20 protein-coding genes are annotated in these 14682 nt (G+C 49.6%); 19 read left to right on the forward strand and 1 reads right to left on the reverse strand.

Annotation, left to right across the window (positions count from 1 at the left end; genetic code table 11):
• Positions 1–150: 150 nt before the first annotated feature.
• The 19 genes from ACTJKB_RS26645 (at position 151) to ACTJKB_RS26735 (ending at position 13776) form a co-directional block, all read left to right on the forward strand.
• The gene (locus ACTJKB_RS26645) at positions 151–564 is read left to right on the forward strand and encodes a DUF1641 domain-containing protein (RefSeq protein WP_074108218.1); all 414 of its coding nucleotides are present in this window, start codon (positions 151–153) and stop codon (positions 562–564) included.
• An 18-nt stretch (positions 565–582) separates the two neighbouring features.
• Complete coding sequence (locus ACTJKB_RS26650) at positions 583–1761, forward strand: NAD(P)/FAD-dependent oxidoreductase (RefSeq protein ID WP_440837357.1); 1179 nt, start codon at positions 583–585, stop codon at positions 1759–1761.
• A 159-nt stretch (positions 1762–1920) separates the two neighbouring features.
• Entirely contained in the window at positions 1921–2784 is an 864-nt protein-coding gene (locus ACTJKB_RS26655; protein ID WP_440837358.1) for a DUF2785 domain-containing protein, read from the forward strand.
• A 75-nt stretch (positions 2785–2859) separates the two neighbouring features.
• Positions 2860–3489, forward strand: coding sequence for an SGNH/GDSL hydrolase family protein (locus tag ACTJKB_RS26660; RefSeq protein ID WP_440837359.1), 630 nt, complete (start codon positions 2860–2862; stop codon positions 3487–3489).
• 315 nt (positions 3490–3804) lie between these two features.
• Entirely contained in the window at positions 3805–4263 is a 459-nt protein-coding gene (locus ACTJKB_RS26665) for a ferritin-like domain-containing protein (RefSeq protein WP_440837360.1), read from the forward strand.
• A gap of 172 nt (positions 4264–4435) precedes the next feature.
• A complete protein-coding gene (locus ACTJKB_RS26670) occupies positions 4436–4996 on the forward strand; it encodes a hypothetical protein (RefSeq protein ID WP_440837361.1) in 561 nt (186 codons plus the stop codon).
• 54 nt (positions 4997–5050) lie between these two features.
• On the forward strand, positions 5051–5797 hold the full coding sequence (gene map, locus ACTJKB_RS26675; RefSeq protein WP_440837362.1) for a type I methionyl aminopeptidase: 747 nt from the start codon (positions 5051–5053) through the stop codon (positions 5795–5797).
• 31 nt (positions 5798–5828) lie between these two features.
• Entirely contained in the window at positions 5829–6149 is a 321-nt protein-coding gene (locus tag ACTJKB_RS26680; RefSeq protein WP_074088498.1) for a carboxymuconolactone decarboxylase family protein, read from the forward strand.
• 31 nt (positions 6150–6180) lie between these two features.
• Positions 6181–6765: a DJ-1/PfpI family protein gene (locus tag ACTJKB_RS26685; RefSeq protein WP_440837363.1), complete on the forward strand. Its 585-nt coding sequence runs from the start codon at positions 6181–6183 to the stop codon at positions 6763–6765.
• A gap of 25 nt (positions 6766–6790) precedes the next feature.
• Positions 6791–7606: a hypothetical protein gene (locus ACTJKB_RS26690; RefSeq protein WP_440837364.1), complete on the forward strand. Its 816-nt coding sequence runs from the start codon at positions 6791–6793 to the stop codon at positions 7604–7606.
• A gap of 53 nt (positions 7607–7659) precedes the next feature.
• Entirely contained in the window at positions 7660–8082 is a 423-nt protein-coding gene (locus ACTJKB_RS26695; protein ID WP_440837365.1) for an Rrf2 family transcriptional regulator, read from the forward strand.
• A gap of 144 nt (positions 8083–8226) precedes the next feature.
• On the forward strand, positions 8227–8505 hold the full coding sequence (locus ACTJKB_RS26700; protein WP_440837366.1) for a hypothetical protein: 279 nt from the start codon (positions 8227–8229) through the stop codon (positions 8503–8505).
• A gap of 413 nt (positions 8506–8918) precedes the next feature.
• Positions 8919–9095, forward strand: coding sequence for a hypothetical protein (locus ACTJKB_RS26705; RefSeq protein WP_167374707.1), 177 nt, complete (start codon positions 8919–8921; stop codon positions 9093–9095).
• A 39-nt stretch (positions 9096–9134) separates the two neighbouring features.
• On the forward strand, positions 9135–9713 hold the full coding sequence (locus tag ACTJKB_RS26710; protein ID WP_440837367.1) for an O-acetyl-ADP-ribose deacetylase: 579 nt from the start codon (positions 9135–9137) through the stop codon (positions 9711–9713).
• Positions 9697–10257: a GNAT family N-acetyltransferase gene (locus tag ACTJKB_RS26715; RefSeq protein WP_440837368.1), complete on the forward strand. Its 561-nt coding sequence runs from the start codon at positions 9697–9699 to the stop codon at positions 10255–10257. Before ACTJKB_RS26710 ends, ACTJKB_RS26715 begins: the two co-directional genes overlap by 17 nt.
• A 63-nt stretch (positions 10258–10320) precedes the next feature.
• On the forward strand, positions 10321–11052 hold the full coding sequence (locus tag ACTJKB_RS26720) for a metallophosphoesterase family protein (protein WP_440837410.1): 732 nt from the start codon (positions 10321–10323) through the stop codon (positions 11050–11052).
• Between the two features lie 242 nt (positions 11053–11294).
• On the forward strand, positions 11295–12161 hold the full coding sequence (locus ACTJKB_RS26725; protein WP_440837369.1) for a VOC family protein: 867 nt from the start codon (positions 11295–11297) through the stop codon (positions 12159–12161).
• 74 nt (positions 12162–12235) lie between these two features.
• On the forward strand, positions 12236–13111 hold the full coding sequence (locus ACTJKB_RS26730) for a beta-1,6-N-acetylglucosaminyltransferase (RefSeq protein ID WP_440837370.1): 876 nt from the start codon (positions 12236–12238) through the stop codon (positions 13109–13111).
• Between the two features lie 29 nt (positions 13112–13140).
• Positions 13141–13776, forward strand: a complete 636-nt coding sequence (locus tag ACTJKB_RS26735; RefSeq protein WP_440837371.1) for an NAD(P)-dependent oxidoreductase — start codon at positions 13141–13143, stop codon at positions 13774–13776.
• A gap of 121 nt (positions 13777–13897) precedes the next feature.
• On the opposite strand, the gene ACTJKB_RS26740 is transcribed toward ACTJKB_RS26735, so the two are convergent.
• Positions 13898–14653: an MBL fold metallo-hydrolase gene (locus ACTJKB_RS26740; protein WP_440837372.1), complete on the reverse strand. Its 756-nt coding sequence runs from the start codon at positions 14651–14653 to the stop codon at positions 13898–13900.
• Positions 14654–14682 lie beyond the last annotated feature (29 nt).

A 14682-nucleotide genomic window follows, 5' to 3' on the forward strand; every position in this document is an offset into this window, starting at 1 on the left:
CACAAAATAAGGGTATAGAGGCAAAAAGATTGTGACATTTATTACATAGAGAATGTTATAATAATCACATTGATTTAGAGATTAATTATTTCGTTTATCTGCTAGTCCATCTTCTATATGAAATAAAGCTATTGTAAAGGAGCGCTCATTATGTCAGAAACCATTACGCAAACCAAAGCTTTTACCAAAGAAGATCTCCTGGATCAGCTCTTGAAGCCTGAGGTGCAGGAGTCCCTAACAACACTGGTGGAGCAGCTTCCCCAGATTACACAGCTGGTTGGTGCATTAACCAAATCACTTGATTTTGTGCAGGCTGTTGCATCGGATGAAGTGCTGAAAAGTGATACAGTGGGTGCTATCAAAGAGCTTGCCGAGCCTGTAGTAGATTCCGTTAAAACGATGGCGGCTACAGTGATCGAAGCCAAGGATCGTGCCAACGAGAGCAGTGAAACGATCAGCCTGTTCGGCATGATGCGAATGATTAAGGACCCCCAGGTGCAAAAAATGCTCCGTTTCATGAATGCATACCTGCAGGTCAGCGGCGAACGTAATCCACAAAAATAAGGACGGAGGAACATTACCATGTCAAAACATATCGTGATTCTCGGAGCAGGCTATGGCGGTCTTCTGAGTGCTATTAACGTGCGTAAATATATGAGTAAGGCTGAAGCTAAAATCACAGTCGTCAATCAGTATCCGACGCATCAGATTATTACCGAGCTTCATCGTCTGGCCGCAGGGAGTGCCTCGGAACAAGCTGTAACTATGCCTCTTACCAAGCTTTTTGCCGGAAAAGACATTGATCTGAAAATTGCCAAGGTGAAGTCATTCTCTGTTGACAACAAGCAGGTGCAGCTGTCTGATGGGACGGCGCTTACGTATGATGCCCTTGTGGTTGCGCTTGGCAGCACTACTGCATATTTCGGCATACCGGGGCTGGAAGAGTATAGCATGGTGCTGAAATCCGCTGCTGACGCGAAAAAAATCCATGCCCATATTGAAGAACGCATCCGTGAATACTCCAAGACGCACAATCCTGCCGATGCAGCCATTCTGATTGGCGGCGGCGGACTAACCGGTGTGGAACTGGTAGGCGAGATTGCTGATGTGCTGCCGAAGCTGACCAAACGGTATGGTGTGAATGCTCAAGATATCAAGCTGATGCTGGTAGAAGCTGGGCCAAAAATCCTTCCAGTGCTGCCGGATCACTTGATTGAACGTGCGGTAACCAGCCTGACTACCCGTGGGGTAACTTTCCTGACTGGTCTTCCTGTAACCAATGTGGCCAGCAATGTGATCGATCTGAAGGATGGCCAGCAGATTGTGGCAAATACCTTCGTGTGGACCGGTGGCGTGCAGGGCAACCCTCTTGTCGGTGAATCCGGTCTTGAAGTGAACCGCGGCCGTGCCACAGTCAATGATTTCCTGCAGTCTACCTCGCACCCGGATGTTTTTGTGGCAGGTGACAGCGCCGTTGTCTTCGCAGCAGATGGACGTCCATATCCGCCAACCGCACAAATTGCGTGGCAGATGGGTGAGTTGATCGGTTACAATCTGTATGCTTACCTGAATAACTCTGCATCTGAAGCCTTCAGCCCGATCAACTCCGGTACGCTTGCCAGCCTGGGACGCAAAGACGGAGTGGCGATTATCGGTGCCAGCAATACTCCACTCAAAGGATTGCCTGCCACCCTTATGAAGGAAGCCAGCAATATCCGTTATTTGTCCCACATCAAAGGCCTGTTCAGCCTGGCGTACTAATTATTGTCTATACTGTTTCTATAAAAAGCCCTAGAGGACCTTCAAGCAATTATCCGATCCTTATGCTGTAAGGATCGGATAGGCTTGGAGGTTTTTTGATCTGGAAAGGGTCAAGGAATTGTGTTAATTTACATAGTAAATCAATGAGGGAGTGGAACCATGAATAGTGTCAGAATTCAGTTAATGACCGATTTGCAAAGAATAGAAACAGAGCACTACAGGCTCCGTGAAGGCGAAGAGCATCAGCGTTTCATCTCCCTGATGCTGGAGTATATCGGAGATCCTCAGCCGGAACTGCGGGACGAGCTGATCTATCCGACATTCTATGAATGGATTCTTGAGCAGCGGTTGTTCTCTTCTGATGAGCTGTGCGGTATTCTGGAAGTCCTGCTGGATGAGCAGCATCTGTTCCATAACATAGGCGGGCAAGGGGATAATACAGTGTTTACCAGAACCTTTACTGTACTTGTTATTGGACTTATTATCCAGCGGCACAGAGAACGGCCTTTTCTGGATGCTGCCGGTTTTCTGAAGCTGAAGGCAGCGCTTCTTCGTTATTACACTGAAGAGAAGGACCTGCGCGGCTATGTTGAAGAAGGCGGCTGGGCTCACTCGGCAGCCCATGGGGCTGATGCTATTGATGAGCTGGTTCAATGCCCGGAAAGCGATGAACTGGTTCAGCTAGAGATTCTGGAAGCGGTTCGGGGTATGCTCCACAACGGAGTATACATCTTCAGAGACGAAGAGGATGAACGGATGGCTACGATTGTGGACACGATGATCCGCGGCAATCTGCTTGTGCGGGAACGTATCGCTGAATGGATCACCAGTCTTGTGACCTCCGGCAGCCAGCCCAGTAGCCGCAGCCAGTACATCAACCGGGTCAACAGCAAAAATTTCGTGAGGGCTCTATATTTCAGAAGAGAAAGGGAGGGGCTCGGGCAGGAGCTTCATGAGGCCTTGCTTGCCGCTGAACTGAACGTGAACAAATTCACCACCGAAATTATTAAATCTGTTCATTAGGTGCTCACCCGAAATCTATTTGCTATAATAGATTTGTTTATACTATAACTGTTGTTTTATAGGAGGCTTTTCAGTATGGAATTTCAAGAAAACGATATCATTTTGTTCCAGGGCGACAGTATTACCGATTGGGGCCGAAACTATGAAGACCCGTCCTCGCTGGGTGTCGGCTATGCACTGATGATAGCGGCACGGCTTGGGTTGCTATATCCCGAAAAGAAACTGGCTTTCTTCAACCGCGGAATCAGCGGCAACCGTATTGCTGATCTGCAGAAGCGCTGGGACAAGGATTGCCTGGAGCTGAAACCGACTGTGGTTTCGATCTATATCGGCATCAACGACACCTGGCGCCGGTATGATTCCGGTGAGGAAACTACGGCTGTACAGTTCGAAGCTTCCTATCGCGATCTGATCGAACGCACCCTGGCAGCAACAAGCGCCAAGCTGGTTCTGGTTGAGCCTTTTGTGCTGCCGGTTCCTGAGGACCGCAAAGGCTGGCGCCAGGATCTGGACCCGAAAATCCATGTGGTGCGTGAGCTGGCCCGTGAGTATGGTGCTGTGCTGGTACCGCTCGATGGACTGTTTGCTGCGGCATCTGTGAAGGCGGAATCTGCGTTCTGGGCACCGGATGGGGTTCATCCTTCACCGGCTGGACATGCTCTCATTACCGATGCCTGGCTGAGAGCAGTAGGAGCCATTAGCTAAATGTAATAGGCAGCCTGCATTCCATACATATTTGTCTGCCATTCCGTGAGGCCGATCCGTTAAGATATAACGGATCGGCCTTTTGTTTAGATGCATCAAAAGGACAAGTTTTACATATAGAAAATACAATTTTTTCAGGTCTCAACTACGGTGTCATATACTTTACGAACGGCTGGATGCTCATAGGAAATTGAAGCTAATTCACTCTTGACAGTGATTAACTTAAGGAGTAAGTTAGATATATAAATGATTGTGCAAAATATAATTACAAAAAATTTAGTTTAATAAAAAATAGTATATGAGGAGAAATTCATTATGGCTAAAAATGAAAAAACTATCGAGTTATTCCAGATGTTAGTAACCTTGCTTTCGCAGCAGTCTGTCGGACACAGAATAGAGTCCAGAATTTTTGCCAGCCAGGGTTTTTCAAAACTTGGGGAGAAATATGCAGAACACGCAGAGGAGGAGATGCAGTTTGTCGAGAAATTCATTGACCGTATTATTGATCTTGGCGGCATCGTCAAGAACGGTGTAGTGAATGAAGTTCCGGTATACGAAGATATCGAAGAATGGCTTACATATGATGTGGAGCTTTCAAAAAGCGGCTTAGGCCAAGTTGGCGAGATCCTTGAAACCATGATTGGCGATCCAATTTCCTATGATCTATTTAAGGATTATGTTAAGGATGAGGAAGAGGATATGCTGTGGGGGGAGCAGCAGCTTGAGCTTATGAAAATGATAGGCAAACAGAATTGGTTGATGAAACAGATATAAAATGATAATTGAGGTTTTTCTGGACGGGAGTAGCACTGCTTATCAACCAGAAACTAAATGAGAAGGATCTGCAGGCATTGCAGGTTCTTTTTTTTGCAAAAGTGACAGAATGTTATTTGGTTCACAAGACTGATATAATTGGAGAATACATAAGAATTTGGAGGTGGAACCCATGAAAAGGCTGCTGCTGATGGTGCCGGTTCTGCTGGCTGTTCTGCTGAGCGGCTGCCAGAATGCTTTCGGTTTCATCAATGCGAGATGGATTTCAGAGATTACCCTCGACTTTCAGTCTCAGGACGGCAAAGCGGAGGATGGACCCTTCGAGAGCAAGACCTTTACTGATCCAGCATTTATCAAGCTGATGGCAGACGCGATGAATGGCAGCAAACGGATAAGCGGCGAGCTGGATTATGGTGTCGAGTTCAGAATGAAGCTGACCTACGGGGACGGCTATACAGAGAATTATATTCTGAATCTCGGAGAGGACAGCGGGAACCTTGGACTGCTGGTTTCGGAGGAGAACAGTGGCAAAGGATATTCTGTTTCCGTCAAAAACGCCGATAAGCTAAGAAAGCTTGTTTATGCCAAAGGGAGCTCCGCCATTGACACCGGCTCTGAAGCTGCTGAGGCTTCGGTTGCTGTCAATAGGCCGGTAACGATATTGCAGAGTGATCTGTTTCCGGTGACAGGATTTACCCTGAACTCCGATCACTCCGTACAGGAATTAGTATAAGAACAAATTCAGATTTGCCAGTGAAGTGATTTGAACCGAGAGGAATGTGGGCAGATGACTAGTGATACAGCACAGGATTTGCAAGGACTTAAGGCAGCAGGCCAAGTAGTAGGTTACACTATAGCGGAAATGAGAAAAAGTGTAGTTCCAGGTATGACAACCGCTGAGCTGGACGGAGTGGGAGCGGCGATTCTGGAGCGGTTCGGTGCGAAGTCTGCTCCTAAGGTTACCTATAATTTTCCAGGAAGCACCTGCATTAGTATCAATGAAGAGGTAGCTCACGGAATTCCGGGCTCCAGGGTTATTGAAGCGGGCGATCTGATTAACATTGATGTTTCCGCCGAGCTTAACGGGTATTACGGGGACGCTGGGGTTTCTTTTCAATTGCCGCCGTTCAACGAAAAAATTGTCCATCTATGCCGCAGCACCGAAGAGACCATGATGAGTGTTATCAATCACCTGAGAGCCGGGATGAAAGTTAACGAGATCGGCCGCGTGATGGAGCAGGAAGCCCGCAAACGCGGCTATAAAGTGGTGCGGAATCTCTGCAGCCACGGCATAGGCAGATCGCTGCATGAGAAGCCTTTTGAGATCCTTCCGTTCTATAATCCGCGTGTAACCACTGTGCTGCAAGAAGGGCAGGTCATCACGGTTGAGCCTTTTCTCTCAACAGGAACGGATTTCGTAGAGCAGCAGTCTGATGGATGGACACTGAGTGTGAAGGACAGTAGCCGGGTAGCCCAGTATGAGCATACGATCGTAGTCACCAAGGGTAAGCCGATTATCCTGACAAGTGCCTGAAAGACTCATTATACGAAACGGAGGCTATTAAATGGACAATACACCGCAAGTAAGCAATGCCTTTGCCACTTTTATGAAGGAAGCTCCGCAGCAGCAGCAAGCCTGGATGGAGACGGTTCAGAAATTGGATGCAGCAAGCCATCTGGATCCGAAGACAGAAGAAATTGCCTATATTTCAGTGTTGGCGGCGATGCGTCTTGAAAGCGGTCTGCCTTTTCATGTGAAGCATGCCAAGGCGCTTGGAGCCACGAGAGAAGAGGTTATCAGCGCAGTTCTGCTGGGCTTACCGGCTGCTGGTAACGGGGTTATTCAAGCCTTACCGGTGGCTTTGCAGGCTTACGACAGCGAGTAATATGTGAAATTGCCGGGAGGAGAAGGATAAGATGCGTATAGCTTTTGTACTTTTTGACGGTATCACTTTTCTGGATTTTGCCGGCTTTTATGATGTGATTCGCCGTTTGGGGGCCTATGAAGCAGGCCAAGGGCTGGAGATGGACATCTGCGGTTTCACCGGACAGGTGGAGGATGAGCAGGGACTGGTTGTTAAGATCGGCAAGGTTCAGCCGGATCTGGGGCAATATGACCTGGTATTTGTACCGGGCGGAATGGGGACGAGAAAGCTGCGGGATGATGAACCCTTCATCTCCTGGCTTCGGGGAGCCGAAGAGGTCCCCTATAAGGTGTCCGTGTGCACAGGTTCATTGCTGCTGGGTGCGGCCGGATTTTTGCAGGACCGCTGGGCAACGACTCATCCTTCCGCTTACGAACTGCTGGACCCGTATTGCGAACAGACAGTGAAGACGCGGATTGTACAGGACGGCAAGGTCATTACAGGAGGCGGAGTCTCTGCCTCCATTGATCTGGGACTATATATGATGTCGCTTCTGGCGGGAGAAGCTGCCATGCTTGATGTCAAGAGACAAATGGATTACCCCTATGATGTGCAGGGAATCATTTGCAGACAGTAGAAGCGCAGGGAAACGGGGCAATGAGATGAAAGAAAGTCCAAACCTACCAGCAACACTTCAGCAGCAGATGAACAACCGTGATCTATGGCCGGTGCTCACCAATGATATGCTTCAGAAGAGCGGGCTGCCCGGACCGAGGGCCAACCTCGCTCTGGCGGGCAGCTTTGCCAGCCTTTTTGCCAATCCTGATGTGACGGAGGATGCCTGGGAGCTAATCACTGCCTGGGCGCAGATCCCTGAGTCTGAAGCTGCTGCAGGTGATCCACAGGAATTTTTGGTGTTCTGTGCAGTCTGGGCCTGCGGAGCCCATTATGCCTATGGGGGTACCGGACGGCGGAGCCAGGCGGAAGGATTCCTGCGAGCGGCCATGAATGACGCCAGATGGAGAATTCGTGAGGCCGCGGCAATGGGGCTGCAATCCATTGGCGAGTATGATTTTGTGCTGCTTAAGCAGTTGCTAGAAGGATGGCGTGCGGAGTCTACGCTGCTTGAGCAGCGTGCTTTTGTTGCAGCACTGGCACATCCGCCGCTGCTGAAGCCTGAGCTCAATGCTCTGTATTGTCTGGAGGTGGCAGACGGGATTATGGAGGGAATCGGCAGAGACGCTTCAAGGTCCGCCGACCCGGAACATTTTCGCGTGTTGTCCAAGGGTCTGGAATATAGTCTGAGTGTATTTGCCGCCAGGCTGCCGGAGCCCGGATTTGCAATGCTGCGTAAATATGCGGAGAGCAGAGATGCCCGGCTGATGAAGATAGTGAAGAGCAACCTGGGCAAATCAAGGCTGACCAAGAAGTACCCTGTTGAGGTTGCTGAGCTCCTGCAGGTATTGACAACCGGATAGAATGTAACTATTATAGTTGCATCTATGGGGTAACGCACTAAGGAGAGATTTCCATGAACATCAGCACCCGGTTTGCGGTGGCTATTCATATTTTGACGCTGATCGACAGCAACAAGGAAGGCAAAAGCACCTCGGAATGGATCGCAGTCAGTGTCAACACCAACCCGGTGGTGATCCGGCGGATTACAGGCATGCTGCATAAGGCGGGTCTGGTTGAGGTCCGTCCCGGAGTAGCGGGAGCGAAGCTTACGCGAAGCCCCGCCGAAATAACATTGCTGCAAATTTATAGAGCTGTGAATGCGGTAGAGGCGGATTCGTTGTTCTCTGTTCACGAGCATCCGAATCCCAGCTGCCCGGTTGGCCAAAATATTGCCGGAGTCATAATCCCTGTCTTTTCTCTCGCTCAGCAGGCGATGGAAAATGTGCTGCAGGGGGTTACACTGGATCAGATCGTGAATCAGATTCCGGTGTCTTGAAGTGTAGTGGGTTTCGTGTCCCTGGAAGGGTATCCCCATCATCATATTGATGACTGCGGGATACCTTATTTTGTGCTTAGACGTGCGTGCCTGGAGCCTTAATGGTAAAATCAACCTGATCACAAGCACAGGAGGTGCTCCATTATGCGCAAGAGTAGAGTCCGATATCTCTTTATCCCTGCAGGAATATTGATATTCTATGTGGCGTTCTTCCCTTCCTTAAGCCCGGAGCTTGCTGTCAGAAAAAGCCTGCTCCTCAAGCATCCGGTACTTGCTTTTACTGGAGAAGTATCTGAAGGCCGAATCAAAAACGATCCGCGCTATGGAGATTTATATGTTGTGCCTAAGGCAGATTTGCCGTTTGTATATGTGAAAAAGAACAGACTTGGCTGGATAGCCGCTTCGGGTGGGAGCGGGCCATAAGTGTATCAGGCTGCTAAATTTAACACGAATGGGTAAATGAAATTTAAGAAAACATTTACCGGGAATTTATGTAATTTTAAGGTTCGGGGAGTATAGTTGAGTTCTCCACCCCCCAGTGGATAGATTTTTGCTTAGATCCTGCTGTGCCTCGGCGGGATCTTTTTATTGTGCATAGCACCGGATTGGACAATTTCAGCAAACCTTTATTTGATCTTCATACGCTTTTAAGCTTCAGGGCTTATAGTAATCCCATGACCCCCTTATAAATAGACCTTGGCCCTGCCGGACGTTGGCGGGGTCCCTTTTTTGTATGGAGAACATGTACGGCAAGCTGGCTAAGGCTGTCTATTGCTTTACACAATATTCCAAGTGAAGTAGACTAACACCATGCATTCGCCGAAGGGAGAGGATTGATGTTGATTTTTGCACTCGGTTTATGGTTCATGGGTCTGGTGGTACTTTTGATCGTAATCAGAAAGGCTGTGGACGGATCCCGGACTTCAGACAAACTGGATATATTGATTGACGAAATCCGGCTGCTGCGCAAAGAGATCAGGGAGAACAAGCATATTATTGATAAGCGGATGTAACGCGGGAGCGATATATTTTGTCTACAGGAGAGATGCATCATGAAGACGTTCCGGATCGGAGACACGCGGCTGGAAGTTATTAAGGGAGATATTACGAAGTGCCAGGCTGACATTATTGTGAATGCGGCGAATACCAGTCTTCTGGGCGGCGGCGGAGTGGATGGAGCTATTCATAGAGCCGGAGGTCAGGATATTCTTGCTGAATGTATGGAAATCAGGAATAAGCAAGGCGGTTGTGCGGTAGGTGAAGCAGTCTATACAACAGCCGGGAGACTTCCAGCCCGATATGTGATTCATACCGTAGGGCCAGTGTGGAATAAGGGTGAGCAAAATGAACGTCAACTGCTGGGGAGCTGCTACCTGAATACCATGGAGTTGGCGCATAAACTGCAGGGCAGAAGCATTGCTTTTCCGAATATTAGTACGGGGATATATCGTTTTCCCAAAGAACAGGCTGCGGATATCGCTCTCCAGGCTGTTGCCGGATTTCTTCAGCAACACACGGGTTTGGAAGAGATTATTTTTGTTTGTTTTGATGATGAGAATTACAACTTATACCTGAATAGACTGCAAGCTGACGCCTACAAGGAGTGTTCCGGCAATGATCCTTTATCATAAGAAAGACCTCAGTGTTAGAAATCTGGAACCAGAGGATGCGTTGCTGCTGGTGAAGTGGCTGTCGGATCCGGTTGTCCTGGAGTATTATGAAGGCCGCGACCGTCCGCATGATCCGGCAATGGTGCAGGAGCGTTTTTTCGAAGACACCCCGGAGGGGATGATCCGCGCTATTGTCTGTTACGGGTCGGAGGAAGTGGGCTACGTTCAGTTCTATCCCATTGATGACGATGAGCGGGCAGAGTATGGCTATACGGATTTTGCAGGTGTAATTTACGGAATGGACCAGTTTATCGGCGAATCAAGGCTCTGGAATAAGGGCATTGGCTCGCAGCTGGTGCGAGAGACGGTTATCTTCCTGCTGGAAATCAAGCGGGCGGATAAAATTGTCATGGACCCGCAAAGCTGGAACCACCGGGCGCTGCGTGTGTATGAGAAAAACGGGTTTGTGCGCAAAAAGCTGCTTCCGGAGCATGAATGGCATGAAGGGGAATATAAGGACTGCTGGCTTATAGAATACAATGGGGAAAATAAAAGGGAGTCATAACCAAGTCCCAAAATGGAAAAATCACAAGTTGAGTTTATACAGTACAGCAACGGAGGTACATACGTGGAGAAAATAGCCATTATTTCTGATATTCATGGCAATGTAACAGCTCTGGAGGCCGTATTGGCGGATATTCAGCGGCGCAAGATTAGCAGGATCTTCTGTCTAGGGGACCTTGTAGGCAAGGGACCCAATTCGGATCTGGCGGTTGACCTGATTCGGCAGCATTGTGAGAAAGTGGTCAGGGGCAATTGGGATGAATACATCGCATATGAAAGTGAGTTTGAGGCGATACAATGGCACCAGGCCCTCCTCGGACCCGGGCGAATAGCGTATTTGAGCAAGCTGCCATTCTCCATCGAGTTCTGGATGAGCGGAAAATACATCCGCCTGTTCCATGCTTCACCGCGGAGCGTAAATGAGCGTATCCAGCCCTGGGATGATCTGGCACAGCGCTTATCGCTATTTGAACCTTCAGAGCTGTGCGGCGAACAGCGGCCGGCGGATGTGGCCGGATACGGGGACATCCACGGGGCATATCTTCAGCATCCGGAAGGAAAGACGTTATTCAATACAGGAAGTGTCGGCAATCCGCTGGATATCACACAGGCCTCGTATACCGTTCTGGAGGGGGATTACGGCAGCCGTGATCAGGCACCGCTGAATCTGCAGTTCGTAAGAGTTCCTTATGATATCGAGCGGGCAGTGCAGCAGGCCATAGATTCGCAAATGCCTCATTTGGAGCCGTATATTCGGGAGCTTAGAACAGCAGAGTACCGGGGCAAGGACGCATGAATACAAGCTGTAGCTAGCTGGGATGGTATCCCGTTCAATTCTGATCAAGCCTGACCGCGATGGGGTCGGCTTTTTCTTTTTTTGTGAGAAAGTAATTGACAAACTTATAGAATGCTACTAAACTAAAGTTAGTTAATATGTAACTGGAACTGTTACAGCCGTGAATGGTAATATTGGAACTTGTTAAGACTAACCGCAATCGCGGGAATTGGATATCTTAGTTAAATCCAGGAGGGGTTTATATGACAACAGCAGCAACATTGCCGCAAACTTTGGAAATTGGACTTGTGCAGATTCGGGTAAGCCATTTGGAGCGTTCGCTTGATTTTTATCAGAATGTAGTTGGACTGAAGGTGCTCCGCCAGACTGGGCGTGAAGTAGAAATGACGGCGGACGGCCAGCATGTACTCCTGGTGCTGCGGGAGATTGAGAATGCACGGGTGCTCCGGCGCAATTCTGCCGCAGGGCTGTATCACTTCGCCATTCTTGTACCGGACCGTCCGAGCCTTGGACTGGTGCTGCGCAATCTGATTGATTCGGGAATTCATGTTGGCCAGGGCGATCATCTCGTCAGTGAAGCATTGTATATTCAGGACCCGGATAATAACGGAATTGAGATCTATCGCGACCGGCCGCGGGATACCTGGAAGTATGAGGCGAACGGGAACGTTGTGATGACAACAGATCCGGTGGATGTGGATGGTCTGCTGGCCGCTTCAGAAGGTCTGGCATGGGCCGGGCTGCCTGCGGGTACTGTAATCGGGCACGTTCATTTTCATGTGGGCGATCTTGGAGAAGCCAAGAGATTCTACGTCGATACGCTGGGCTTCGAGCAGACGGCTGCGTACGGTGATGCGGCGATGTTCATCTCGGCCGGCGGATACCACCATCACATGGGACTGAACGTTTGGGCAGGACAAGGTGCTCCGGCAGCACCGGCCGATGCGGCGGGCATTGACTATTTTACCCTGCTAATGCCAAGTGTTCAGGAACGTGATGCCGTGGCCGAACGGGTGCGTTCCGCTGGATACAGAGTGGATACAACAGGCGGCATAGTAACGGTTACTGATCCTTGGAACATAGGCATTAAGCTGCTGGTGAAGCCGTAAAGAAACCAAAACTTGTTCATCTCCGCTCATTCCCCTATAATATGTGGAAATAAATGAGCGAAAGGATGAATGTTTTGAATCATTTCAAAATGGCATATGTTGTCCTTTGTCATAAGAACCCGGAGCAGATCAACCTGCTGCTGGAATCATTAACGGATGAACATGTGGAATTCTTTCTCCATGTGGACCGGAAAAGCGGGATTGAGGCGCAGATTATCCACCGGGAAGACATTCATTTTGTGAAACAGCCTGTGGATGTGCAGTGGGGCCACTATGGTCAGATTGAGTGCATCCTCAAATCTTTTGAGCTGATCCATGAGCAGGGGCACTTCGATTATATTCATATTATAAGCGGGCAGGATCTGCCGCTGGTTCCGAACCGGACGATCGTTGACTTTTTCAAGGAAAATCAGGGTAAAGAGTTCGTCAAACATCTACAACTGCCGAATGATGCGGAAATGTGGGGGTGTATGTACAGAGTGTCTGTGTATTATCCGAGATTCCTCGTCTCACGGGCCAAAACCGTCTCGGAGATCCGCAACCGCTACATCAACCTGGTGATGTCAGTGCCGGTGCTGAAGCGCAGCTTGAAGAATCTGCCGGATGCCCTGTATAAGGGTTCAAACTGGATGTCGGTTACCGGAGAGTGCATGGAGTACATTTTGGAGTATATCCGCAGTAATCCCGGTTACGTCCGCTTGTTTAAAAACTCCTTTTGCGGAGACGAAATCTTTTTTCATTCGATTATCTTGAACAGCAGCTTTAAGCATAGGGTTGTTAATGAAATCAAACGCTATACCGATTGGGACACCGGACCGGAATTCCCGAGAACACTCCGGGCTGAGGATTACGAACGAATCCGGCAAAAGGGAACAGAATGCTTTTGGGGCCGCAAGTTTGATCTGGATGTGGACCGGGAGATTGTTCAGGATATCCTGCAGTTGGCCTGATGCACTACTATACTTAGGAGGTACTTATCATGAAAATTGCAGTTATTGGAGCAAGCGGTAAGGCAGGAAGCGAAATCACCAAGGAAGCGCTGGACAGGGGGCATGAAGTTACGGCATTCGTCCGGGATGCCTCCAAAGTAGCGGGCAGCAAGGCCGCAGTCGTGGAGAAAGATGTTTTTGCTTTGACAGGAGTGGATTTGAAGGGTTTTGATGCTGTGGTTAATGCCTTTGGCGCTCCGTTTGGGGAAGAGCATCTGCATGTGGATGCCGGAAATGTACTGATTGAAGCGCTGAAGGCTGCGCCGGATACACGCCTGATTGTCGTAGGCGGAGCGGGAAGCCTGTATGTGGATGAAGCTAAAACCGTGAGAGTGGTGGATACCCCGGGATTCCCTGATTTTGTGAAGCCAACGGCCTTGAACCAGGGCAAGAATCTGGAGATTCTCAAAGGCACTAAGGACTTGAAGTGGACCTTTGTCAGTCCGTCTGCGAACTTTGCCGTAGGGGCCAGAACAGGTGCCTATGAGAAAGGCAAGGATCATCTGCTCTCCAATTCCAAGGGCGAAAGCTATGTCAGCTATGCGGATTATGCTATTGCCATTGTAGATGAGCTCGAACAGCCGCAGCATATCGGTGAGCGGTTTACGGTAGTTTCGGAGTCCTAAGTGAAGGGCCGCAAGGCTGGAGCTGGATCGTTGTTAAAATAACAAGCAGGAGTCAGACCGGTGTACACGGTCCCGCTCCTGCTTGTTATGTTTACCGGGGCATCCCTCCCGTGGTACGGGATTAATGGTCTCCCTGGGCCAGTTCGGCAATCCGCCGGTTCACATCACCACGGAAGAGGCCGCCGTGATAGCAAATCACCTGATCGATTTCAAACTCAGCAAATTTGTGCAGAGACTGGAGAGCTGTAGCCATGTCGGGTGTAGCTGCCGCATCGGGACCGCTGAGCTGGCCGCCGCGCACGGTCAGTGCATCGGCTGCGATCAGCGTACGGCTGGTGTGATGATATAGGCTCAGATGGCCAGGGCTGTGGCCCGGAGTATGAATAATGGTAATTCCGCCTCCGATGGGCAGATACTCCCCTCCGGTGAGTGTCTGATCTACTCTTCCTTTGGGCGGATGTGCCAGTATATGGAGAAAAGCACGCTTCCACTCCTCCGGTACTGACGGCGGAAGCGCGGCTTCGGCGGCAGCCACTGCGTCAGGAGTAAGCTTCAGCAGCATCTTGTCGCCTTCGATATAGGGCCGCTCGATTTCATGTGCGAATACGGTGATCTTGGATTGGCTCTGTTCCAGGAGAGCCTGGAGGCTGCCGATATGATCGATATCCTGGTGTGTGATCAGGATGGTCCGCACAAGGTCCCAAGGTACAGAAGCTTCGGCGGCCGCTTCCTTGAACTTCTGTGCAGCCCCCGGTACTCCGGTATCGATTAGTACAGCTCCTGCTTCGTCCCAGATCAAGGCAGGGCAGAACGTGTCTGTTCCGCCCATCACCGGCACGGTAATCTCCAGCATTTCAATTCCTTTGGCGATATGCATAATATCCCTCCATTACAATAGATAAGAAT

Source organism: Paenibacillus sp. 22594 (genome assembly GCF_052044425.1).
In the GTDB taxonomy this organism is placed as follows: domain Bacteria; phylum Bacillota; class Bacilli; order Paenibacillales; family Paenibacillaceae; genus Paenibacillus_AQ.